The sequence below is a fragment of the Microbacterium sp. SY138 genome (genome assembly GCF_039729145.1).
Classification (GTDB): Bacteria; Actinomycetota; Actinomycetes; order Actinomycetales; family Microbacteriaceae; genus Microbacterium; species Microbacterium maritypicum_A.
On record NZ_CP155793.1, the window covers coordinates 2,946,128 to 2,967,934 of the forward strand.

A 21,807-nucleotide genomic window follows, 5' to 3' on the forward strand; every position below is an offset into this window, starting at 1 on the left:
GCATCGCGTTACAATGGAGTGGCCGGGCCGCATAACCCCGGGCTCCAATTTTTGCCGCTGCGAGCGGCCTTCCGCCGAGAGGCGTTCTTGCGGCCCGGTCTTTTCTTGCCCGGAGCGGTTTCGCTCATCCGGATCGCCTTCCCATCGGGCCACCCGATGCTCGTCAGGCGAGCGCATCCATCCGCCACAGCACGGCGGATGCGGCCAGATCCTGTCCGTAACTGCTCAGTCGCAGCGCTCGCGTGGTCAGTTCGCTGGATCGTGCGGGCTCGGTCGGTTCGTAGTCGTCAGCCGTGTGTGTCGCCCCGGAGGCCTGCACACGGCAGAAGGCCGCGGCGCGGTCGAGCGCCACGGCGAAGTCGCCACGGAATGCCCCCCGCAGGATCGTGTCGATCAGAGCGACCAGCTCGTCCGGACTCGCCGGCACCGGCGCACCGGCGATCGCCGCATCCGCCGACGGCAATTCGACGCGCCCGCGGTCGTACAGGAGGGCCGCGGTCTGCGGGTCGCCGTGGATCGCGAGCTGCAGCACGTAGAGGCGCCACAGGGCGCCGGGGAGAGTCCGTGAGGGTGCTTTCGACCACAGCTCCGCGATCTCGTCGATTCCGTGTTCGGCGGTGAAGGCGACGAGTCTTTCGGCGCTCGCTCCGCTCTCGTCGGCGCGGACGCGGGTCAGCAGAGCGGATGCCGTGGCATGCGCGATACGCGTCTCCTCGGCGGGGTCGTGTGCGCCGACGATGTTGTCGAAGGCGCTCGTCGGGCGGCGCACGGGGCGATGATACTGCTCGGGCATCCCTCCAGGGTACGCGCGATCAGTGCGGCTCACGCCGTGGGGATGACGATCACCGGATCGGTCGTCGGCTGGCCCGACGGAGATCCGCCGGCCTGCTCCACGGTCACCGCGATCGCGTCACCCGCCTGCATATCACCGGCGAGGAGGGCGGTGGCGTCACCACCGTCGACATCGAACACTCCGGCGGAGACCGGAGCGTCACCGCGCACGAACCACAGCTCATACGTCTGGCCTTCACCCGCACTCGGGAGACCATCGGCCACGAGCACGGCCTTGCCGGTGGAAGCCGACCAGTGCGCTGTCGCGCTTCCTCCGTCGTCGAGCGTCACCGTCGCCTGCTGGGCGTCGTCGGCTGCTTCGATCTCCTGCAGCGCGATGACACTCGCGGGCGGGTTCAGCTGCTGATTGAGGGCGACCGCGCCGATGCCGACGCCCACCAGCACGGCGAGACACGCCGCCAGGGCGAAGACGGTGCGGGTCCAGCGACGCTGCTTCTTCGGCTCGGGCTGAGGCTCGGTGTGGGACACGTCGACGACTGCGGGACGTTCCTCGTGCGATGACGAGACGTCGGTGTCGGTCCGCGATCCACCGTTCTGGGGCATGTCCGCGATCTGCGCGAGCAGCGCGGATCGGATGTGTGCGGGAGCGGCGACGGGCTCGACAGGGTCTGCGAGCGACGCGGCCGTCGCGATATCCGCATCCACCGTGTCCTCCCATTCCGGGTGCTCCGCGAGGGCTGAACGGTATCGACGCTCGTCGTCAGCGGAGAGCGAGTGCAGCGCGGCACCTGCCGCGAGTTGCTCGAAGTCCTTCTCGTTCATGCCGTCACCCCCATCGCCGTACGCAGACGGCTGAGCCCGTCTCGCATCCGTGTCTTGATTGTCCCCAGCGGCGCCCCCACGAGGGCCGCGATCTCGTTCTGACTGTAACCGCCGTAATACGCGAGGACGAGTGCTTCGCGCTGAGCTTCCGGAAGCCCCGAAAGCGCCTCGACGACCTTCCCTCCCTCGATCCCCAATTCGACCTGCTCCGCGACACTGTCGTGCGCGACGCCGATGTCCTTGAATCCTGCTCGTACGTCCCGGTCCGCGCTCGATTGCGATGCCCGCACTCGGTCGACGGCCCGGCGATGAGCGATCGTCATGACCCACGCTCGTCCCTGACCTCTGTTCGGAGCGAAGCGGGAAGCGGATTGCCAGATCTCGAGAAAAACCTCCTGGAGCACCTCTTCGCTCTGCGCGCGATTGATAAGGACGCGGAGGATGAGGCCGAACACGCGGGAGGACAGCGTGTCATAGAGCGTGGCGAAGGCAGCCTGATCACCGGAGGCGACGCGGACGAGGAGGTCGGCGACAGCATCCTGCGTCGCTCCGTCCTCGGGAACGTCGAACCCATCGATGACCATCCCCATAAGCATGCCGCATCTCCTCCCCGATCACGTGCAGACGTCACCCGAATGTGAAGGAATCGACCTCGCGAATCGTGCGCTCCGGCGCCGTCGTCGGAGCTGTTTCCAAGATTTCTGAGATTCTTCCCATCCGATCCCGAATGGGCTCCGAACAGCACTCGACGCCACGGAGAGGCCGTGGCTCAGTTTTCTGAAGGAGCTCGACATGTTCAGCACCAAGAAGAAGGTCACCGCGGCAATCACCCTCGGCCTGGCGAGCGCGTTCCTGCTCTCCGCCTGTTCCATGGGCAGCGGCAGCACCTCGGACTCGTCTTCCGAGCCGAAGGCACCGGAGACGTCGGAGTCGACGCCGATGGAGATGGACCCGGCAGCCAACCTGGTCGGCCCCGGCTGCGCGGCGTACGCCGACGCTGTGCCGGACGGCGCGGGTTCCGTCGAGGGAATGTCGCAGGACCCGGTCGCGGTCGCGGCCTCGAACAACCCGCTGCTGACCACGCTGGTCTCGGCGGTGAGCGGACAGCTCAACCCCGACGTCGACCTCGTCGACACCCTGAACGGCAGCGAGTTCACGGTCTTCGCACCGGTCGACGACGCGTTCGCGAAGATCGACCCGGCCACCATCGAGGCCCTCAAGACCGACAGCGCCACGCTGAGCTCGATCCTGACGTACCACGTGGTTCCCGGCCAGATCGACCCGGCCGACATCGACGGCATGCACAAGACCGTGCAGGGCGCCGAGCTCGAGGTCACGGGCAGCGGTGACGACCTGATGGTCAACGACGCCAAGGTGATCTGCGGTGGAGTCAAGACCGCGAACGCGACCGTGTACCTCATCGACACGGTTCTGATGCCCCCGGCTTCCTGAGCCAGGGATCGCCGGGTGGGAGGACGCCCGGCACACGCCCTCTCGGAAGCAGGGGGAGGATCCCGAGAGGGAAAAGGGGCCGTCGGCGGTGCTGTGTCGCCGACGGCCCCTCGTCGTGCGCACTAGACTTTGATGAGGGGCCTCTAGCTCAGTTGGCAGAGCATCGGACTTTTAATCCGCGGGTCGTGGGTTCGAGCCCCACGGGGCCCACCGCAGGTCGCCGCTCGGCGACTGTCTCAGGACTCGCCGCCGGGCGCGCCCGACAACAGTTCCGCTCGGATGTCGGCCACACCGTCCGGCAGCGACTCCCCTTCGAGAGCGAAGACCGGCGCTTCCTGGCTTCCCCCGATGCCGCACACCGCGACGCTGTCCGCACCGTCGAGCGACTTGGGGATGACCACGAACCAGAGCGACGACGACGCGAGCCATTCGGTGGTCGCCATGTCTCCGAAATACGTGGCATCCGGTGCGAGAGCTCGGGTCCTCTCGGTGCAGAGATCGACGAGCGCAGTCGTGGTGAACTCCGTTCCCGTCGCCGGCGGTTCCGTGGTCTCGATCGCCGAGGGGGTCGGGGTGGGCGTGGGTGAAGAGGTCCTCGATGCGGAGGGCGAAGGGCTCGACGCCGGCTCGGGGGCACACCCCGCGAGCAGGATGAGTACCGGGAGGAGGAGGAGTGCAGGACGGACGCGCATATCTGGATCGTACTGCCGGGACTCGCGCACCTGTGACGAGCGCTCCGTGGAGGACCGTTCCCCCTTATCACCGGCTCATCACCTCGGCCACCCCCTTCCTTCCTCCCCCCGATCCGGGAGATCGTCGAGTCGTCCCCGAACGGCGGACGACTCTCAAGGAAAGGACGGACGATGACTCTCAGCGGCAGCCGCGTGGCATTCCTCGCGACAGACGGATTCGAAGACAGTGAGCTCACGAGTCCCTGGGATGCCGTGACGGCAGAAGGCGCGAGCGCGACCTTGATCGCTCCGGACGGCGCTGCCATCACCGGCAAGAACGGCCATGAGCAAGCCGTCGATCTGCGCGCAACCGAGACCAGTGCGGACGATTTCGACGCGCTGGTACTCCCCGGCGGCGTCGTCAACGCCGATCACCTGCGCATGGACAAGGCTTCGATCGACCTGGCACGAGCATTCTTCGAGCAGCACAAGCCGGTAGGCGTGATCTGCCACGGTGCGTGGATCCTGATCGAAGCCGGTGTCGTCGACGGACGCACGCTCACCAGCTATCCGAGCCTGACCACCGATCTGCGCAACGCCGGAGCGACGTGGGTGGATGAGGAGGTGGTGGTCGATGAGGGCCTGGTCTCCAGCCGCACTCCCGACGACCTGCCGGCTTTCAACGCGAAGCTCGTCGAGGAGATCGGCGAAGGGAAGCACGCCGGACAGACCGCCTGACGGTCAGGCTCAGGCTCAGGCTCGCGCACGGTGCCGACGCACGGCCGCACGGTTCGCGCAGCGCACGGAGCAGAAGCGCTGGCGGCCGTTGCGGGTCACGTCCGCGACGACGTTCGTGCACGGCGTGGCCTGGCATCGGCCGAGCCGGCTCATTCCCCGGGTGACCAGGTGCAGCGACGTGCCGAGGCTGATGATCGCCCGGAGCACGTAGGGCAGGGACGGGACGTCGTCGCGGTAGTGCAGGTGCCACCCCTCGCCGTCGTGGTTCGTCAATCTCGGATAGGCGGCTGCGGCGGCGAGTTGTGCGTTGAGTAGCACCGCCCGCGCGTCGGGGTCGGGTTGATCCACGATCGCCAGCCAGTCGTCGATGACGGCTCTGACCTTCTCGTGGTCGTCGGCGGCGGGCGGGAACGTCTGCGTCATCCCGAGTTCCAGGGTGCGCTCCTCGATCCCAGCGCGGGTCTCCGGCCAGTCGTTGGCCAGCGACGCGGCGAGCAGCACCGCGTACTCGCCGTAAGGGTTGAGATGCATAAGACCATTACATCACGCTGGAAGCATGACTTCGCTGAACACCCTTCCCGTCCCCCGCATCCGCCCCGCCGCCGAGGCGCACGAGCACGCTTGGCTGGTGGAGTCACGGCATCCGACGAGCGAGGGAGTCGTGCTCTACGTGCGGTGCACCGCCTGTGACACGCGCCGGGTCGACGTGCAGGCGCATTCGCAGACGCCTCCGGCAGCGCTGAGCGGCGAACTGGGCGGCGTCACGCCGTCAGTTCGATGAGCGTGCGCGTCGTCCGCAGGTTACGCGCCGTTCCGGCCACTCCGAGCGCGCGATCGAGCACCGTCTTGGTGAGCTTCGTGGAGTGCACGCCGCCCGCACCGTAATCGATCCACAGGTCGTCGCCGATCAGCGCGATCCGCTCGGTGTCGCGGAGACGCTGCCGCAACGCCTCGATCGCGTCGCCCGAGGGCGCACCCTCCAGGAACATCGCGTGCACGGACTTCACGTCGCCTTCGGGAAACGGCTGGGCGGATTCCGAAGAGACCAGCTGCGCATGAGTGCGGTGGATGACCGGAGTGTCGACGCCGAACTCATCGTGGATGGCCATGCGGACGGCCGCACACGTGGCAGCCGGATGCTCTGGTGTCCCGCAGATGATGTTGCCGCTCGCGATGTAGGTGGAGACGTCGTTCAGCTCGGTCTCTGCCGTGAGCAGCTCGCGGAGGCGCGACATCGGCACCCTGTTGCGGCCGCTGACGTTGACCGCCCGCAGGAGCAGGACGCTGCGGCTCACGCGTCGGCGCTCTCGACCAGCTCCGCCCCCGCGTGGACGAGTTCGGCGAGTGCGGCATCACTGGTCTCCGCGGCGACACCGGCGACGAGGTCGGTGAGGATGCGGACCCGCACGCCGTGCGCGATGGCGTCGAGGGCGCTCGCCCTGACGCAGTGATCTGTCGCGAGGCCCACCACGTCCGCGCTGAGCACACCTGCTGCGGTCAGGATCGCACCGACCGTCTCCCCGGCCTCTGTCTGCCCCTCGAACATCGAGTACGCCGGTCTCCCCTGCCCTTTGAGGACGTGGTGCGTCACGGGATCGGTCGCGAGCAGCGGGTCGTACGCCGCCCCCGTGGTCCCCGCGACGCAATGCACAGGCCAGGAGTCGACGTAGTCGGGCGCGTCGGCGAAGTGTCCGCCGTTGTCGCCGTCGGCATCGTGCCAATCCCTCGAGGCGATGACCACCGCGTAGTCGCCCGTGTGGGCGGCGAGGAATGCTGTGACGGCTGCGGCCACCGCATCGCCCCCCGCGACGGCGAGGGCGCCGTCTTCGGTGAAGTCGTTCTGCACATCGACGATGAGAAGCGCTCTGCTCATGCTTCGAGGGTACGCGGTGCGGAACGGGAAAGGCCCCGTGATGTTCTTCGCATCACGGGGCCTTCGGAGCCGCTTGTCAGAATCGAACTGACGACCTTTTCATTACGAGTGAAATGCTCTGCCGACTGAGCTAAAGCGGCGTGCGACGCGTGAGCGGCGCGATCACCGATATTACCCTGTCTCGCGCTCACTCGCGAATCGAGGCCGCGATCACTCGCAGCGGAGACCGTCTTCCGGCACGACGTCGTCGAGCAGGAACGCCTCGACCGCATCATCGACGCAGGCGTTGCCCTTGTTGTAGCCGGTGTGGCCCTCGCCGACGCGCGTGATGAGGATGCCTTCTTCGAGCTGCTTCGCGAGCGACTCCGACCACTCGTAGGGGGTGGCCGGGTCGTTCGTGGTGCCGATCACGAGGATGGGACCGGCGCCTTCGGCCTTGATCTCACCCCGCGTGCCCGTGGGCGGGTAGGGCCAGACCGCGCAGGAGTCGGGGCCCGTCCAGTACGGCGCGATCGTCGGGGCACCCTCGGCGATCTTCGCGTTCGTCGCCGCTTCCGCGGCCGGGTCGTCTTCCACCGGGTAGTCCATGCAGTTGTAGGCACGGAACGCCTCGGCGGAGTTGTCGGTGTAGGTGCCGTTCTCTCGGCCGTTGTAGAAGTCGGCGAGGAACAGTGCCGAGGTCGGGTCGCCCTGAAGAGCCTCGTCGAGCGCCTGCGTGAGGTAGCCCCAGCTGTCCTGCGAGTAGAGCGCGGCGATGATGGCCGTCATCAGCGAGTCGGCACCCAGCATGCGGCCGTCTCCGCTTTTCAGAGGCGTGCTGTCGACGCTCGCCAGCAGTGCGCCCAGATCGGCCATCGCCTCGTCCACGGTGCCGTTGAACGGGCATTCCCCCGAGTCGAGGCAGTCCTGCATGTAGGCGCGCAACGCGGATTCGAACCCGAGTGCCTGGGTCGCCCCGACCTCGAGCCCGGGGACGGCCGGATCGATGGCGCCGTCGAGCACCAGGCGGCCTGCCTTCTCGGGGTACAGCTTCGCGTAGGTCGCACCGAGGAACGTGCCGTACGAGTAGCCGAGGTAGTTCAGCTGCTTGTCGCCCAGCACCGCCCGGATCAGATCCATGTCTCGGGCCGCGTTGACGGTCGTGATGTAGGGCAGGATGCCGTTGCTGTTCGCATCACACGCCTCGGCGAAGGCCTTGTGGGAGTCGAGCAGCTCGGCCTCCCACTCGGCCGTCCCACGGGCAGCGGAAGGAATGCCGTAGAGGTAGTCGTCCATCTGCGGGGCGTCGTAGCACTTCACCGCGGTCGAGTCACCGACTCCGCGCGGATCGAAGCCGATCACATCGAAGTTCTCGATGATGTCGGCTCCGACCGCGAAGTCGAGGCTGTTGAGGATCAGGTCGACGCCGCTGGCCCCGGGGCCGCCCGGATTCGTCAGCAGCGAACCGACGGGAGTGCCCTCGGCACGGTGCCGGACCACCGAGAGGGTGATCTCACCCTTGCCCGGGTCCTCCCAGTCGAGAGGGGCCGTCACGTCGGTGCAGTCGAAGCCAACGCCACACTCGGTCCAGGTGAGATCCTGCGAGTAGAAGGGCAGCAGATCCTCCGCGACGCCCTCGGTGTCGGGTTCGCTGGACGTCGCCGGCCGCGAGGACTGTTCGGGAATCATCGCGTACAGGCACCCCGAGAGTGCGACGGATGCGGCTGCGAGACCTGCGATGATCGCGGCGGCTCGACGCCAGCGGGAAGTCGATCGGTTGTTCACGGTTTCCTCCCGCTCGTGATCGTCACGAGCAAGCTTTCCAGGGCGAGCAGAGGAGCGACATTGCGCTCCAACGACTGCCGCGTCTCGGCAAGGTGGTCAAGTACGACAAGAGTACGGGTCTCGGACCAGGCGGAAGCGAGGTCGGACAGCTCGGTGCGCAACTCGCTGTTGATGAGGTCGTGGCCCTGTCCGAACTGCACCATAACCACATCGCGGAACAGCGACTGCAGATCGGTGAGAACACGGTCGATCCCGTCGCGGAGGCTCCGCGTGGCCCGCTTCTTCTGATCGTCTTCGAGTGCGGAGAGCTGCGTGCGCAGCGCCGGCGGCACCGCCTGCCCCTCGGCGATGCCGATGGTACGCAGCAGCGAAGCGCGCTCCTGAGCGTCGCGTTCGGCCGTGAGCGCCTTCGCATCCTCCGTCGCCGCCTGGATGATGCGCCCGGCGACCTCGACGGCACCGCCGACTCCCCTGACGCCGAGGACGGAGCGGAGGGTCTCGTCTCGCCGACGCCGAGCCGCATCGTCGGTGGCCAGTCGCTGAGCCATGCCGATGTGGCGCTGGGCGTGCCGTGCCGCCTGCTCTGCGACGCCCGCATCGACGCCCGTGCGAAGACCGATGAGCCGGGCGACATCGGCGACATCGGGTTCCCGCAACCGCAACGACCGCACGCGCGATCGGATCGTGGGGAGCAGATCGGCCTCGCTCGGCGCGCACAGGATCCACACCGTCTGTTCCGGCGGCTCTTCGAGCGCCTTCAGGAGCACGTTGGAGGTGCGCTCGACCATGCGGTCGGCGTCTTCGACCACGATGACCCGATAGCGCCCCGCAGAGGGCGCGAAGTACGAGCGTTCAACCAGACCGCGCGCTTCGGCGATCGTGATGATGACCTTGTCGGTACGCAGTGCCGTGACGTCGGGGTGAGTACCGGCGAGCACCTGCCGCATCGCATTCTCGTCGTCAGGTCGGTCGGCGATCAACGCCGCGGCGAACGCGTACGCGAGGGTGGAGCGCCCGGAGCCCGGCGGGCCCGTGATCAACCAGGCGTGCGAGAGCGCGGACGGATCGGATGCGGCGGCGCGGAGAGTGTCGACGGCGGCGTCCTGCCCCCACACATCCGCCCAGGGAAAAGGGGCGGGAACGGTCTGGGGCATGCACTCAGCCTAATCGCGACCACCGACGCCCACCGCACGAGATCGTGGTCGAGCCGACCGGCCAGGTCGGCTCAGTCGAGAAGGGCGTCGACTCCCGCACGGATCCGTTCCGCGATGATCTCCGGCGCGGAGGAGGCATCGACGACGAGGAACCGCTCCTCTTCTTCCTCCGCGAGTGTGAGGAAGGCGTCGCGCACGCGTTCGTGGAACTCCGCCTTCTCGGCTTCGAGCCGGTCGAAGGGCTTGTCGGCGGAGTCCAGACGGGTGCGCGCCGCCGCAGGGTCGAGGTCGAGCAGGATCGTGAGGTCCGGAAGCGCGCCTTCCGCCGCCCAGAGCGACAGGTCTCGGATCTCGGCCGCGTCGAGCACGCGGCCGGCACCCTGATACGCCACGGACGAATCGAGGTAGCGGTCCTGCAGCACGATGTCGCCCCGCTCGAGCGCTGGTCGCACGACGGTGGCGACATGGTGAGCCCGATCCGCGGCGTACAGCAGTGCCTCCGCTCGGGGCGCGATGTCGCCCCGATGGTGCAGCACGATGTCTCGGATCAGCTGTCCCACCTCGGAACCCCCGGGTTCACGCGTGCGGACCACCGTGCGTCCGGCTCCTTCGAGCCACTCGGCGAGCAGATTCGACTGCGTGGTCTTCCCCGAGCCGTCGCCGCCCTCGAACGTGATCCATACCCCGTGCCCTGAGGTCACGAGTCCGCCTTCTCCGCCGCCTTCGCTGCCGCATTGGCCGCACGCGTCGCCGCGGCCTTCTTGGCCGCGGCCGAACGAGCGGCGGACGCGGCAGCGGTGGTCTTCTTCGCTGCCGGCTTCTTCGCAGGGGCCTTCTTGGCGGCGGTCGTCTTGGCAGCTGGCTTGGCGGCGGTCTTCTTGGCTGCAGGCTTCTTGGCAGGAGCCTTCTTGGCCGCTCCGCGCTTGGGGGCCGGGCCCTTGGCACGCTTGTCGGCGAGCATCTGGACCGCAACCTCGAAGGTGATGTCGTCGACGGTCTGACCGCGCGGGATCGTCACGTTCGTCTCGCCATCGGTCACATACGCGCCGAAACGGCCGTCGCGGATGCGGATCGGCTTCCCGCTGACAGGGTCGGCCTCGAATTCGGCGAGCGCGCTGGAGGCCCGACGGCCTGCGCCGTACTTCGGCTGCGCGTAGATCTCGAGTGCCTGTTCGAGCGTCACGTCGAAGATCTGCGACTCGGACTCGAGCGAACGCGAGTCGGTGCCCTTCTTCAGGTACGGCCCGAACCTGCCGTTCTGCGCCGTGATCTCGTCGCCGGATTCCGGGTCGACGCCCACGATGCGGGGAAGGCTGAGCAGCTTCAGCGCGGTGTCGAGATCGATCTCGTCGACCGACATCGAGCGGAAGAGCGATGCAGTGCGGGGCTTCGGGGCAGCCTCTTTCTTCGAACCGCGCTTCGGCTTCGGAGCCTCGACGACCTCGCCCGTGGTCTCGTCGACCGCCGCGTCTTCCGACACGGGGTCGTTCTCCTGCACGTACGGCCCGAACCGGCCGTCCTTCACCACGATGATCTTGCCGTTCTCGGGGTTCTCCCCCAGCACGCGGTCGCCGGCGACGGGAGCGTCGATGAGCTCCTGAGCCTTCTCAGCGGTCAGCTCGTCGGGTGCGAGGTCTTCCGGCACGTTGACGATGCGCGGCTTGGCCTCGGGGTTCGCGGGGTCGGCCACTTCGAGATACGGGCCGTACTTGCCGAAGCGAAGTGTGGCCGTGTCGGTGATGCGCGTGGAGTTCAGTGCACGAGCGTCGATCTCACCGAGGTTGTCGACGACCTGGCGCAGACCCACGTGGTTGTCGGATCCGAAGTAGAAGGACTTGAGCCACTCGACCCGGTTCTGCTCGCCGCGGGCGATCGTGTCGAGGTCGTCTTCGAGCGCAGCCGTGAAGTCGTAGTCGACGAGTTCGGCGAAGTGCTCTTCGAGCAGGCGCACGACACTGAACGCGAGCCAGGTCGGCACGAGGGCCTGCCCACGTTTGACCGCGTACCCACGATCGAGGATCGTCTCGGGGATCGAGGCGAACGTCGAGGGGCGACCGATGCCCTTCTCCTCGAGCACCTTCACGAGCGAAGCCTCGGTGTATCGCGGCTTCGGGGTGGTGCGGTGCCCCTTGGCCTCCGCATCCGACACCGCGAGCTGATCGCCGACCGCGACAGCGGGGAGCGACTGGTTCTCCGCGGCGTCCGCGTCGCCGCGCTTCTCATCGCGACCCTCTTCGTACGCCTCCAGGAAGCCCTTGAAGGTGTACACGGTCCCGGAGGCCGTGAACTCGGCCTTCTTGCCCGCGGCGTCGACGGCGATCGTGACCGTGGTGGTCTCGTACTTGGCATCGGCCATCTGGCTGGCGACGGTGCGCTTCCAGATGAGGTCGTAGAGGCGCTGCTCGTCGCGATCGAGTTCCGACGACAGCGAGGCCGGCGTGCGGAAGTTGTCACCGGACGGACGGATGGCCTCGTGGGCCTCCTGTGCGTTCTTGCTCTTGGACTTGTACACCCGCGGCTTCAGCGGCACCGCGGCGTCGCCGTAGAGGGCCACCGCCTGGCTCCGCGCCGCCTGCACCGCCTGGGTGCTCAGCGACGTGGAGTCGGTACGCATATAGGTGATGTAGCCCTTCTCGTACAGGCGCTGGGCGACACCCATCGCCTGCTTCGCGCCCATCGAGAGCTTGCGCCCGGCTTCCTGCTGCATCGTGGATGTCGTGAAGGGAGCGTAGGGGCTGCGGGTGCCGGGCTTCGCCTCGACCTTGGTGACGGTGCCGGCGCCCACGGCGTCGACGGCCTTCGCCAGGGCAGACGCTGCGGCCTCATCGAGGATGACGACGGCCTTCTTGAGCTTGCCGTCGTCATCGAAGTCGCTACCGCGAGCGAGCTGGCCACCGTCGACGCGCACCAGACGGATCTTGAACGAGGTGCCGGTCGCGGCAGCCGCCGCATCGACGTCCCAGTACTCGGCGGAGGTGAACGCCATGCGCTCGCGCTCCCGGTCGACGATCAGGCGGGTCGCAGCGGACTGCACGCGTCCGGCCGAGATGCCTGTCTTCACCTTGTACCAGAGCACGGGCGAGACGTCCCAGCCGTACAGACGGTCGAGGATGCGTCGGGTCTCCTGTGCATCGACGAGGTCGTGGTCGAGTTCGCGTGTGTTGCCGACTGCGGCCTGGATCGCATCCTTGGTGATCTCGTGGAACACCATCCGCTTCACGGGCACCTTGGGCTTGAGGGTCTCGAGCAGATGCCAGGCGATCGCCTCGCCCTCGCGGTCCTCATCAGTGGCGAGCAGGAGTTCGTCGGCGCTTTTCAGCGCGCGCTTGAGTTCGGCGACCGTCTTGGTCTTCCGATCGGAGACGACGTAGTACGGGTCGAATCCATTGTCGATGTCGATGGAGTACTTCCCGTAGGCCTGCTTGTCCGCAGCCGGGATGTCCTTCTTGTCAGCGAGGTCGCGGATGTGGCCGACGGAGCTGAGCACCTCGTAGCCGTCGCCGAGGTATCCCTGAATAGACCGCATCTTCGTCGGGGACTCGACGATGACGAGCTTCTTGCCTTCAGCCAAGGGTGCGTCCTTTCTTCGAAGCACACCATACACACCACTGTGCGGGGTCGTTCACAGTGAGCGAGGTCGCGCTGCCGTCGCTATCCCTCGGGTGGCCCGGCACGGGCTCGGGAGACGGCTGCGAGTCCAGCGTACGCCGCCTGCACCTCCACGGTCGCCACGAAGCCCCTGAGGACACAGCCGGTGAGCACGGCATCCGACGCCCGCGCGACCCTCGCTCCGAGTTCACAGGGCTGCTCGTCGGTCGGCACGGCACCGCTCGCGGCGTCCGCGACGGCGAGCGCCGCGGCATCAGCGGCACCCGCCGCCCGCTGTGCTGTCACCGCAGCCCCGCCGACAGCGGCGAGGCCGAGGGACAGCGTCGCCGCGACGGCGAGAACTCCCGCCGCGAGCGCCGAACCTGCCATCAGAGTCCCCCGTCGAGCGCGCAACTCCTGGCACGAAGAGGCAGACGGAGCACCGATCCGACGGAAACGTCGAGCGACGCGCTGACGCAGACGAGGTCGCCCGAGAGCGAGGATGTCATCCTCGCTCCCGGGACTGCGGACTGCACCACTCGTTTCGCGGTGCCCTGTTCTTCGCCGCGTCCGAGCAGGCGCGCCGCGTCGGCAGAGGCATCCTGCAGCGCCACCTGGCGGGATGCCGTGCCGAGAGCTCCCGCGCCGAGCAGGAACACCAGCACCACCGCGGGAAAAGCGAGGGCCAACTCCGCCGAGACGGATCCGCGGTCGCCCGCGTGTCGCGGCGCCGGCGACACCTCGCCGACGCCACGGGCGTTCCGGGATCGTCTCGTGATCTTCATCACGACACCGTCAGCGCCCGGCGCACGAGATCGGTGAGAATGCCACGCACTTCGTCCGATCGCATGATGACGACGAGGAGTCCTGCGAAAGCCACAGCAGCCATTGTCGTCGGGTTAGAGCAGAATTGACCCGTGACCCCGAAACGCACCAAGACCCTGCGCGCCGCCCTCTACGCTCGCCAGTCTGTCGCTGAGCCCGAGGGTATTCGCCGCCAGGTCGAGGCGTGCCAACAGCTCGCGGATGCACGCGACTACCTCGTCGTCGAGACCTATACCGACGACAGCGTGAGCGGCTACAAGTCGCGAGGCGATGGCACAGCGTTCAACCGGATGCTCGACGATGCACGCGCCGGCCGATTCGACGTGCTCATCGTGCGCAAGCTCGACCGGCTCGGGCGCTCGCTCGCCGCCCTCGAGGCGCTCAACGCGGCCCGGGTACAGGTGGTGACCACCGATGGCGAACTCGACCTCACGACGCCGTCAGGGCGACTCATCGCCAACGTGCTCACCTCGGTCGCGCGTGCGGAGAGCGAGACCAAGGCCGAGCGCCGGGTGTTCGCCAACGCAGACCGCCGCGGGCGCGGCATCCCCACCTCGGGGCGCGTGCCCTACGGCTACAAGTGGGTGCCGACCAAGGTGCGCCTCGAGCGCGGCACCATCGAGGCGTATGAACTCGACGACGAGCGAGCCCCCGACGTGCGACGCATCTACGACGAGTTCCTGGCTGGGGTGCCGCTCGGCTCGATCGCACGCGACCTGACGCTCAGTGGCAGGCGCACCCTGCCGACCAAGCGCCACCCCGAGGGGGTGCCGTTCTCGCCCACCACTCTGCGGCGCATCCTGATGAGCCCCTACTACGCGGCGCTGTTGCCGCTGCCCAACGACGACAAGGATGCCCCCTACGATCAACGTGCCATCACGCGCGACACCTGCATCGACGGCGCATGGCCCGCCATCGTCACGCCCGATGAGTGGGCCGAGGCCAAGGCCCGCCTCGAGCACCCCGAGCGCAAGACATCCCCCGGGCCCACTCGGCGATGGCTGCTCTCCGGGCTGGCACTGTGCGGGGTGTGCAAGCAACCCATCAGGGCAGGGGGCGGCGAGCGCGGGATACACAGCTACCGGTGCGGCTCGATGGCTCATTTCATGCGCCGCGGGGTGCCCCTCGACGACTTCATCGAGCGCCTCATCGTGGCACGCCTCGAGCGCGCCGACGCCGTCGACCTGCTCGTCGACCGCGAGCGCCCCGACGTGGATGCGCTGAGGGCTGAGCGGCGCCGCCTCGAGGTCAGCATCAGGCAAGCAGGTGACGACGAGCAGGATGGGCTCATTACGCGCCCCGAGCGCGTGCGCCTCACCAAGCGCGCCAACGCCCGCATCGCCGAGCTCGACGCCAAGCTACAGGCCGGCGCGAATGTCGAGCCCCTGCGCGACCTCGTGGGTGCGGCCGATGTGCGCGGTGTGTGGGATGCCCTGCCGCTCGGGCGCAAGCGTGCCGTGCTCGAGGCGCTGCTCACCATCGAGGTGCACAGCGTGGGTCAGGGCAACCGGCGCAACATGAGCGATGAGGCGATGGCCCGAACGCTCACGATCACCTGGCACTAGCCCTCGCCGGTGTGGTCCTCGTAAAGGCTGTCGCCAGCGTTGGCGTAGACGCTGTTGAGAGAGGCCATCGCATCGGCCTTGCGTGCGTAGTTCTCGCTCGTGCAGATCACCTGCCCATTCTGCGCTGAGTTCAGCGTCCAGTGGTATGGCTGATTCGCGTTCGTCTTCCAGAGGTGAAACTTCAGTACTCCAGCCGCCATAGCGACCCCCTTGTCGTCGTTTGAGCATGAGTCTGGCGGCAGCAGGGTGTCCAGCGCAACGGCTACCTAGCCCCCGTGAATGGCCGGGCCGTCGAAGTCGGGCGGGATGACGACCGCCTCGAGCTCGACAGTGTGGTCGTCAAGGTGGCCGCACGAGGGGCAGCGGAACCCGCGCGGGTCGTCGCGCATCACGACACTGCACTCAGGACACCGAGGCTGTGCGGCATCGTCGAGCATCACCCGACCACCAAGATGATGCTCGCCACTGAGGCGAGCACGACACCCAGCCCCACGAAACCGAACTCAGTTAGGCCCCACCACGCATCTGCTCGAGCGGTGGCCCTGATGTGGTCGGGATCGTTGGCAGGGTCAATCCACGTTCCCGTGAGCTCGCTCTGTGCATCACGGTTCTTGCCCATGATGCGAACGGCCGCGATGAGCGGGCCGACGACCGCGAACACGCCACCCACCGAATACAGGACGATGGCGAGCACCTGAGTCGAAGTCATCGCGCGAGTCTAGCGTCGCCGGATACGCCCTCTTAGCGACCGCGCCCACTGTTGCTAACAGGGCGTATCCGAGGGGTCTTAGTGTGCCCGCCATCCTGCGCCTGCGCCGAGGCGGTCGCTACCGACGCGCGCCCCCTGTTTTTCTCACACACAACAGGCGCCGATGCACGCACAGCACCACGCTGAGACCCGCATGTTTCCGCGCCTCGAGGGCCTGCACCCCATCCTGCGAGTGCCGTGAGACAAGAACGGTGAGACAGGCCCTGTCTCACCGTTACGAGCGCCCCGTCGAGGGCCTCGCTATGACCACCATGACGGACATGACGGATGGAATTGATTACCAGCTAAGAGCGCTCACACAGGGGTAAGCAGAACCATCCGTCATGTCCGTCATGGTCGTCCGTTCAGGGGGCGCCGAAAGAACTTCGAAAGCGTGCATATTCGCGCTTTGTAGTGGTTCACCACTATCCCTACGCTTGATATCAGGCCCCGAGGAACACCTCGGCAAGGTAGGCGGTAAGCCCGTCACGTAGAACCGAATCGCTCGGCCTAGGCGATGTCCTCTCGGTGAGCGTGACTCCACTTTCGGAGTCACGAGCATGGCTGAGACCGCCACCACCACCGACGACACCATTGAGCGCATCGTCGCCTCCGCCCCGCCCCTGAGCGAGGCCACGCGCACCACCATCGCCGCCCTGTTCAAGGCAGGTGCGTGATGCCGTACGACAGCCGCGAAAAGGCGCTGGCCGCCGGCCTCAAGGGCAACGCGAGCCGCACCACCGAGCGCGCGACCGAGATAGCGCGCGCTGCCGCAACGGCACGCTGGCAGGGTCATGAGCCCAAGCGCCCGAGCTACCCCCTGCTCAGTGGTGCCGAGCTTGACTACTGGGTCGAGCGCATCCCGGTCGCGGTGCGGCTGTCGATGTCCCGCCCTCAGCTACGTCGCCGCGCCACGCTGCTCGCTCGTCAGGCAGCTGCCGAGGCCGCGCTCGAGAACGCCAAGCCCCCGACCGACACCCCGTTCGCTCTCCTGCACGCCGCACTCAGGGCGAGGGGTCAGCGATGAGCCGCGAGGTGGTCGCGACCGAGCGTCATATGCTCGACGCGCTCAACGACACCGCCCGCGCCGATGAGGCCGCCGACACACTGCGCCACGACCTCGTGAGCGAGAACGGCGCTCAGTGGCTCGAGTGGGATGGCAAGCGCTGGCTCGAGGTGCCTGACGCACGCGCGCTCGAGGTCGTGCGGAAGTGGCACTACGACTACAGCCGCGACGTGCTCGGTAACCTGCCGGCCAAGGATATCGGCCGCTTTCTCGGCATCGGGGCCATCAGCGCCACTCTCAAGCTGCTGGCCGGCATCCTGATGCGGCGCACCGACGAGTTCGACGCTCACCCGCACCTGCTCAATGTCGCCAACGGCGTGCTCGACCTGCGTACAGGCGAGCTCAGCCGCCACGACCCCGGCCTGCTGCTCACCAAGCTGGCCCCCGTCGAGTACAAGCCCGGGGCGACGCACAAAGACTGGCAGGCGGCTCTCACCGCGCTGCCCAAGTCGGCGCGCGGATACGCCCGCATGCGGTTCGGGCAGGCCATCACGGGGCACACGCCCGACGACGACACGCAGGTGTTCCTCATCGGTGGCGGGTCGAACGGCAAGAGCACGATGCTCGACGCGGTGCGCCATGCACTCGGCGACTACGCGACCGTCGTGCCCGATGAGGTGCTGCTCGCCCGCCCCGGCGACCACCCCGCCAGCCTCATGACACTCAAGGGTGTGCGCCTCGCCGTCGCCGAGGAACTGCCCGATGGGCACCGCATCAACGTCAAGCGGCTCAAGGACATCACCGGCACCGAGGTCATCACCGCGCGTCGCATGCGGCAGGATTTCGTGAGCTTCCCGGCCACCCACTCGCTGTTCGTGAGCACCAACTACCTGCCCATCGTCAGCGAGACCGACCACGGCACCTGGCGCCGCCTCATCCCGCTCACGTTCCCTCGCGAGTTCGTCAAGGGCACCCCGACCCGCAAGGGGCAGCGCAAGGGCGACCGCCACCTGCGCACCCGCCTGCGCCGAGGCTCGGGCGGCCGATCTGAGGCGGTGCTCGCCTGGCTCGTCGCGGGTGCGCGGGAATGGTTCGACGAGGGCATGCGCCTGCCGGTGCCGCCTCAGCGCGTAGAGGCTGACACCCGCGAATGGCGCAAGGAAACCGATGTCATCATGCGGTTCGTCGATGACGCGCTCATCGTCGACCCGGAGGCATTCACCGCCTCGAGCGAGCTGTACGCGCTGTTCACCGGATGGCAGGCGGTCAACGGTCTCGGTAAGTGGTCAACGCAGACATTCAGCGCCCGCCTCGCTCAGCACGACGACCTCGCCGGCCGTGTCGAGCTCACCCGCACCACCGCATTGCGCGGCTGGCGAGGGCTCGCCCTGCGCGACGACGCCCGCGTCAACGTCGAGTTCGCTCGCCAGGTCGCGCACCTCACCCCCGCACCCACCACCCTCACCACCGATTGAAAGGCACGACCATGACCGACAAGACCCTGTACAACGAGCGCATCAACGGCAAGCTCATCATGCTGCCCGACCCTGTCGCCCAGCCCGACATCGCGGCCGCGCTCGACAAGCTCAAGGCCATCAGCGCCGCTCGACGTGAGGCCATCGTCGTGCGAGACACAGCGAGCGCCACGCTCGCTCAGGCGATGACCTCCGAGCGCGACGACATCGCCAAGGCGATGCTCGACGACCTGTCGTTCGTCCCCGAGGGAGTTGCCGAGACCACACTCGAGGCGCAGACCGTGGCACGCACGGCGCAGACACGCCTCAGCGGCCTCGTCGAGGCTCGCAGGCTGGCCGTGGATGAGCTCGAGGCGGCTGTCGCGGGCAACGGCAAAGCGTGGGGCAAGACAATGCGGGAGCGGGCCGCCAGCGCGGTGCTGACGCTCACCACCGCTCTCGACATGGCCGTCAAGGCTCGCCTCGAGCTCGACGAGGCGGTCGGCGTGCTCAAGATGCTCGAGGCCCGAAAGGCCGGCGACGACCCCGCGCTCAACTTGGCGATGCGGGGCGGCAACCACGCCATCGCCATCGGCACCGCCATCGACAACCTCCGCGAAGCGCTTGTCGCGGCACAGCGAGAGGTCGAGGGACTGTGAGCGAGGCGCGCATCGTCAGCGAGTGGCTGGCGGCAGGTCTCGCCGCCGAGGCCGCGAGCGAGACCGCCCGACTCGCTGTCGTTCCTGACCCCGAGCCTGACCCGTTCGACGACGATTTCGGCACCAATGACCCGCACGAGCGAGTCATGTACGGGCTCATCACGGGTGAGCGCCCTGCCACCGCCGCTGAGGAACTCGAGCTAGACCTCATCGAGCTCGAGGAATTCAAGCGCCAAGCGATCGAACGTCGCATCACGGAGCTGCCCACCGTCACCGCGGCCTACGCGGTGATCGAGGCGGGCCTCACCGAAGTCACGCGCCGCGCCTACCTCGGGCTCGACGAGGCGATGCCCGGCGAGCGTTCAGACCTGCTCAACGTGCTGGTCGGCATCTACAAGCTTCGCCTCGAGGCGCTGCCCCACCACCCCACCACCGGAAAGGCATGACCATGACCACCAAGACCCCCGCACAGCTCCGAGCTCGCGAGGCCGCCCTTGTCGCCGAACTCGAGCGCCGGAAGTCCCCGAGCGAACGGCAGGCCGACGCCCTGCTCGGCACCGAGGTCGAGGATGGGTACGACCCGGACATCGATACGAGCAGGCAGCAGGCCAACCACCTGCTCGGCGAGAGCTAGATCGAGGACGCTCGGGGACACCATGCCCATCGACCCTCGCACCCCAGTCGGCGACTACGACCGCATCGCCATCGAATTCAAGGCCCTCAAAGACCGGCTCAGCGAGCTCGAGTCACCGACTGGCACCCAGGTGTTCAGAACGGTCGCCAAGCTCGAGGCGCTCGTCAACGACATTCAGGCCGAGCTCGCCGATTTCATCGCCAACGATGTCGAGACCATCGTCGACCAGCGGGTCGCCATCGCGCTGGCGTCGTGGTTCTCGGGCTCGGTGTCCATCGGCGGCAACCTGTTCGTCAACGGCACTGTCACGGCCCCGGGGGCTCGCTCGACGCCGCTGAGCAGCGCACCCAACCGCGTCACCGCCTGGCTGGCCGGCGATGGCCGCCTCGGTCACACGTCATGACCCGCTACAAGCAGGACGGGCACGTCACCAACGTCGACCGCTCGCCCGACACCGGCAGCCTCGTCGTGTGCACATGCGGCGCTGCACTCGGGCCACTGGGTGACCACGGGCGGGCGCTTATCATCGCTCAGGAGCACCGCGAGCGGCACCACCGTCGGTGGTGCTAGACCACCGGGCGGCCGGCCTTTCGAGAGTGTTGCGACGGTCGCTCGGCTTCCGCGCCTCGGCGCGATGAAAGAGCCCCCTCAGCGAGTGGAACGCTGAGGGGGCTCTTGCAAATTCTTGCCCTGACCAGGGATTTATTGCCAACGAGGGAGGCCGATGCCAGGAACTGATTAGGCTGTCGGCGGCAGGTTCAGTGCGTTAGGTATGCCGACAGCCTAATCAGTTCCTGGCGCGAGCCTCTGCGGACACACCGCGTCGAGCCGAAAATGTTAGTGATTCGTCACTAAGTCAGGCGGTGCGAGCGGACTGCTGCCAAACCTCGACCAGGTGACGCTGGCTCTGCGAGCGCTGAGCAATGCTGACCGCTTCCTGCATGCGGTGATCCAACTCGAGGTTCTGAAGCTCCGCGTAGTACTGATCGCGGGCCGACTGTCCGGATCGCGTTGCCTGAGTGACTAGTCTTCGCTTGGCCATGATCGCCTCCCCTGTGCTCTGATGATAACTCGCCTATAGGACATTGTGAATGACCGTCGCGGCCTCGGTCGCTTTTTCCACCGTGTCCACGTCATTCAACACCAGACTCCCGACATTGGCTCGGATCGGGACATCTAGTGAGAGCACTCCATCACACCGAGTTGTGTTCGGCTTGAGAATCGGGATGGCGAGCACCTCGGCGTACTTGTCGACGATGTTGAGGAACTCAGCCATCGTCATGCCGCATCGATCCTCGAGCGGCACACGAGTCCAGTCAGCTTCAGTCTTAACCTTGCCGCTGCCCCAACGCGCTTGGATGGGGCGCCAGTCGACATGCTCGATGGCGACGTTGCGCCAGGCTTCTCCTATGGCACCCTTGCCCGAGACCCATACGACCTTCGATTGCTGAGGGAGATCGGACATGCGGTACCGGTCAACTCTTTCGAGCTGCTTGCGCCCGAAGAGCCCGAACCGGCGCCGCACCCGGAACACGCTGGCTCCCAGCAGTGTGATGTCGATTCGGTGCCGACGGGCGACCTCTCTTATAACCGGCAGCAGGAACAGTCGAATGCGCTCCTGGCGAGCCGCCTTACCTCGGCCGATGAACACCGCCACCGCAGTCCAGATCGCGTCGGTAAGCACCAAGGCTCCGGTACCGGCAAGCAACCAGAAGCGTGCGACCGGATCATCCTTGATGAAGCTTTGGTCGACGAGACCGTTGAACAGTACTAGAACGAACAGCCCTAGACCGAGCAACAGCTTGAGAAATAGCGCGAGCCCCCTATGCACGGGCTCAGGCTACCTACACCGGACACCCGGCAGCGGCATTGAGAAGCCACGATCTGATGAAAATTGCTCTAACTCCGCAACAGTTGCCATCGTCGTGATCGCGTACTCGGCCGTGGCGGCTCCGGTGTCGTCGCCGAACAACGCCTCGGCGCGCCGTCGATCCAGCAGGGGAATGTTCTTCATGTGTTCCTTCTTTCTGTGGGATGCAGGGCATCGGGGTGTACGGGTGTT

29 protein-coding genes, 2 tRNA genes and 1 pseudogene are annotated in these 21,807 nt (G+C 67.2%); 12 read left to right on the plus strand and 20 right to left on the minus strand.

All coding sequences use genetic code 11. From position 1 onward, the window contains the following. Nucleotides 1-163: 163 nt before the first annotated feature. The 3 genes from ABDC25_RS14070 to sigK are packed head-to-tail and all read right to left on the minus strand — an operon-like array spanning nt 164 to nt 2,210. A complete protein-coding gene (locus tag ABDC25_RS14070; RefSeq protein WP_021199106.1) occupies nt 164-793 on the minus strand; it encodes a hypothetical protein in 630 nt (209 codons plus the stop codon). Nucleotides 794-822: 29 nt separating this feature from the next. Next, on the minus strand, nt 823-1,614 hold the full coding sequence (locus ABDC25_RS14075) for an anti-sigma factor (protein ID WP_021199107.1): 792 nt from the start codon (nt 1,612-1,614) through the stop codon (nt 823-825). Next, nucleotides 1,611-2,210, minus strand: a complete 600-nt coding sequence (gene sigK, locus ABDC25_RS14080) for an ECF RNA polymerase sigma factor SigK (protein ID WP_029258697.1) — start codon at nt 2,208-2,210, stop codon at nt 1,611-1,613. The genes ABDC25_RS14075 and sigK overlap by 4 nt, the downstream gene beginning before the upstream one ends. Nucleotides 2,211-2,406: 196 nt before the next feature. Between sigK and ABDC25_RS14085 the strand changes: the two genes are divergently transcribed. Together ABDC25_RS14085 and ABDC25_RS14090 are read left to right on the plus strand one after the other, a co-directional pair. Next, entirely contained in the window at nt 2,407-3,066 is a 660-nt protein-coding gene (locus ABDC25_RS14085) for a fasciclin domain-containing protein (RefSeq protein ID WP_021199109.1), read from the plus strand. Nucleotides 3,067-3,203: 137 nt separating this feature from the next. Next, nucleotides 3,204-3,276: transfer RNA gene (locus tag ABDC25_RS14090), tRNA-Lys, on the plus strand. 26 nt (nt 3,277-3,302) lie between these two features. On the opposite strand, the gene ABDC25_RS14095 is transcribed toward ABDC25_RS14090, so the two are convergent. Further along, complete coding sequence (locus ABDC25_RS14095; RefSeq protein WP_347123263.1) at nt 3,303-3,758, minus strand: hypothetical protein; 456 nt, start codon at nt 3,756-3,758, stop codon at nt 3,303-3,305. 171 nt (nt 3,759-3,929) lie between these two features. Between ABDC25_RS14095 and ABDC25_RS14100 the strand changes: the two genes are divergently transcribed. After that, nucleotides 3,930-4,475 (plus strand): type 1 glutamine amidotransferase domain-containing protein, encoded by a 546-nt coding sequence (locus tag ABDC25_RS14100; protein ID WP_029267250.1) that lies wholly within the window; start codon nt 3,930-3,932, stop codon nt 4,473-4,475. A gap of 15 nt (nt 4,476-4,490) precedes the next feature. Here ABDC25_RS14100 and ABDC25_RS14105 read toward each other — a convergent pair whose 3' ends face one another. Beyond that, nucleotides 4,491-5,006 (minus strand): CGNR zinc finger domain-containing protein, encoded by a 516-nt coding sequence (locus ABDC25_RS14105; RefSeq protein ID WP_021199112.1) that lies wholly within the window; start codon nt 5,004-5,006, stop codon nt 4,491-4,493. A gap of 25 nt (nt 5,007-5,031) precedes the next feature. On the opposite strand from ABDC25_RS14105, the gene ABDC25_RS14110 reads away from it, so the two are divergent. Next, the gene (locus ABDC25_RS14110; protein WP_021199113.1) at nt 5,032-5,256 is read left to right on the plus strand and encodes a hypothetical protein; all 225 of its coding nucleotides are present in this window, start codon (nt 5,032-5,034) and stop codon (nt 5,254-5,256) included. On the opposite strand, the gene ABDC25_RS14115 is transcribed toward ABDC25_RS14110, so the two are convergent. The 10 genes and pseudogenes from ABDC25_RS14115 to ABDC25_RS14160 form a co-directional block, all read right to left on the minus strand. Beyond that, a complete protein-coding gene (locus ABDC25_RS14115; protein WP_347123266.1) occupies nt 5,237-5,770 on the minus strand; it encodes a DUF1697 domain-containing protein in 534 nt (177 codons plus the stop codon). The two genes, ABDC25_RS14110 and ABDC25_RS14115, sit on opposite strands and share 20 nt — an antisense overlap. Continuing rightward, on the minus strand, nt 5,767-6,348 hold the full coding sequence (locus ABDC25_RS14120) for an isochorismatase family protein (RefSeq protein ID WP_029258702.1): 582 nt from the start codon (nt 6,346-6,348) through the stop codon (nt 5,767-5,769). The genes ABDC25_RS14115 and ABDC25_RS14120 overlap by 4 nt, the downstream gene beginning before the upstream one ends. A gap of 67 nt (nt 6,349-6,415) precedes the next feature. Beyond that, a tRNA-Thr gene (locus ABDC25_RS14125) sits at nt 6,416-6,488 on the minus strand. A 70-nt stretch (nt 6,489-6,558) separates the two neighbouring features. Next, nucleotides 6,559-8,112, minus strand: coding sequence for an alpha/beta hydrolase (locus tag ABDC25_RS14130; RefSeq protein WP_347123268.1), 1,554 nt, complete (start codon nt 8,110-8,112; stop codon nt 6,559-6,561). After that, a complete protein-coding gene (locus ABDC25_RS14135) occupies nt 8,109-9,266 on the minus strand; it encodes a DNA polymerase III subunit delta' (protein WP_347123270.1) in 1,158 nt (385 codons plus the stop codon). Before ABDC25_RS14135 ends, ABDC25_RS14130 begins: the two co-directional genes overlap by 4 nt. Before the next feature lie 71 nt (nt 9,267-9,337). Continuing rightward, the gene (tmk, locus tag ABDC25_RS14140; RefSeq protein ID WP_167255710.1) at nt 9,338-9,967 is read right to left on the minus strand and encodes a dTMP kinase; all 630 of its coding nucleotides are present in this window, start codon (nt 9,965-9,967) and stop codon (nt 9,338-9,340) included. Further along, entirely contained in the window at nt 9,964-12,837 is a 2,874-nt protein-coding gene (topA, locus tag ABDC25_RS14145) for a type I DNA topoisomerase (protein WP_167255708.1), read from the minus strand. Before topA ends, tmk begins: the two co-directional genes overlap by 4 nt. A gap of 80 nt (nt 12,838-12,917) precedes the next feature. Further along, nucleotides 12,918-13,244, minus strand: coding sequence for a hypothetical protein (locus ABDC25_RS14150; RefSeq protein ID WP_021199120.1), 327 nt, complete (start codon nt 13,242-13,244; stop codon nt 12,918-12,920). Next, nucleotides 13,244-13,639, minus strand: coding sequence for a TadE family type IV pilus minor pilin (locus tag ABDC25_RS14155; RefSeq protein WP_347123272.1), 396 nt, complete (start codon nt 13,637-13,639; stop codon nt 13,244-13,246). The genes ABDC25_RS14150 and ABDC25_RS14155 overlap by 1 nt, the downstream gene beginning before the upstream one ends. Further along, nucleotides 13,639-13,746: pseudogene (locus tag ABDC25_RS14160) on the minus strand (DUF4244 domain-containing protein); the annotation flags it as partial. The gene ABDC25_RS14155 and the pseudogene ABDC25_RS14160, both read right to left, overlap by 1 nt. Nucleotides 13,747-13,771: 25 nt before the next feature. Here ABDC25_RS14160 and ABDC25_RS14165 point away from each other — a divergent pair. Continuing rightward, the gene (locus ABDC25_RS14165) at nt 13,772-15,244 is read left to right on the plus strand and encodes a recombinase family protein (protein WP_347123274.1); all 1,473 of its coding nucleotides are present in this window, start codon (nt 13,772-13,774) and stop codon (nt 15,242-15,244) included. On the opposite strand, the gene ABDC25_RS14170 is transcribed toward ABDC25_RS14165, so the two are convergent. After that, nucleotides 15,241-15,354, minus strand: coding sequence for a hypothetical protein (locus tag ABDC25_RS14170; protein WP_347123276.1), 114 nt, complete (start codon nt 15,352-15,354; stop codon nt 15,241-15,243). The two genes, ABDC25_RS14165 and ABDC25_RS14170, sit on opposite strands and share 4 nt — an antisense overlap. Nucleotides 15,355-15,680: 326 nt before the next feature. After that, the gene (locus ABDC25_RS14175) at nt 15,681-15,953 is read right to left on the minus strand and encodes a hypothetical protein (protein WP_347123278.1); all 273 of its coding nucleotides are present in this window, start codon (nt 15,951-15,953) and stop codon (nt 15,681-15,683) included. Nucleotides 15,954-16,668: 715 nt separating this feature from the next. Here ABDC25_RS14175 and ABDC25_RS14180 point away from each other — a divergent pair. The 7 genes from ABDC25_RS14180 to ABDC25_RS14210 are packed head-to-tail and all read left to right on the plus strand — an operon-like array spanning nt 16,669 to nt 20,315. Beyond that, the gene (locus tag ABDC25_RS14180) at nt 16,669-17,019 is read left to right on the plus strand and encodes a hypothetical protein (protein WP_347123280.1); all 351 of its coding nucleotides are present in this window, start codon (nt 16,669-16,671) and stop codon (nt 17,017-17,019) included. Further along, nucleotides 17,016-18,473, plus strand: a complete 1,458-nt coding sequence (locus ABDC25_RS14185; RefSeq protein ID WP_347123281.1) for a phage/plasmid primase, P4 family — start codon at nt 17,016-17,018, stop codon at nt 18,471-18,473. The genes ABDC25_RS14180 and ABDC25_RS14185 overlap by 4 nt, the downstream gene beginning before the upstream one ends. Before the next feature lie 11 nt (nt 18,474-18,484). Then, entirely contained in the window at nt 18,485-19,111 is a 627-nt protein-coding gene (locus ABDC25_RS14190; RefSeq protein ID WP_347123283.1) for a DUF2807 domain-containing protein, read from the plus strand. Further along, nucleotides 19,108-19,557 (plus strand): hypothetical protein, encoded by a 450-nt coding sequence (locus tag ABDC25_RS14195; RefSeq protein ID WP_347123285.1) that lies wholly within the window; start codon nt 19,108-19,110, stop codon nt 19,555-19,557. Before ABDC25_RS14190 ends, ABDC25_RS14195 begins: the two co-directional genes overlap by 4 nt. A 2-nt stretch (nt 19,558-19,559) precedes the next feature. Continuing rightward, a complete protein-coding gene (locus tag ABDC25_RS14200) occupies nt 19,560-19,745 on the plus strand; it encodes a hypothetical protein (protein ID WP_347123287.1) in 186 nt (61 codons plus the stop codon). 22 nt (nt 19,746-19,767) lie between these two features. Then, on the plus strand, nt 19,768-20,148 hold the full coding sequence (locus ABDC25_RS14205) for a hypothetical protein (RefSeq protein ID WP_347123289.1): 381 nt from the start codon (nt 19,768-19,770) through the stop codon (nt 20,146-20,148). Continuing rightward, nucleotides 20,145-20,315: a hypothetical protein gene (locus tag ABDC25_RS14210; RefSeq protein WP_347123291.1), complete on the plus strand. Its 171-nt coding sequence runs from the start codon at nt 20,145-20,147 to the stop codon at nt 20,313-20,315. The genes ABDC25_RS14205 and ABDC25_RS14210 overlap by 4 nt, the downstream gene beginning before the upstream one ends. Nucleotides 20,316-20,601: 286 nt before the next feature. Here ABDC25_RS14210 and ABDC25_RS14215 read toward each other — a convergent pair whose 3' ends face one another. From ABDC25_RS14215 to ABDC25_RS14225, 3 genes are read right to left on the minus strand one after another with little or no spacing between them, the layout of a single operon-like run. Then, on the minus strand, nt 20,602-20,787 hold the full coding sequence (locus tag ABDC25_RS14215) for a hypothetical protein (RefSeq protein ID WP_347123293.1): 186 nt from the start codon (nt 20,785-20,787) through the stop codon (nt 20,602-20,604). A gap of 33 nt (nt 20,788-20,820) precedes the next feature. After that, a complete protein-coding gene (locus tag ABDC25_RS14220; protein WP_347123295.1) occupies nt 20,821-21,576 on the minus strand; it encodes a hypothetical protein in 756 nt (251 codons plus the stop codon). A 9-nt stretch (nt 21,577-21,585) separates the two neighbouring features. Further along, a complete protein-coding gene (locus ABDC25_RS14225) occupies nt 21,586-21,759 on the minus strand; it encodes a DUF4244 domain-containing protein (RefSeq protein WP_347123297.1) in 174 nt (57 codons plus the stop codon). Between the last annotated feature and the right edge of the window lie 48 nt (nt 21,760-21,807).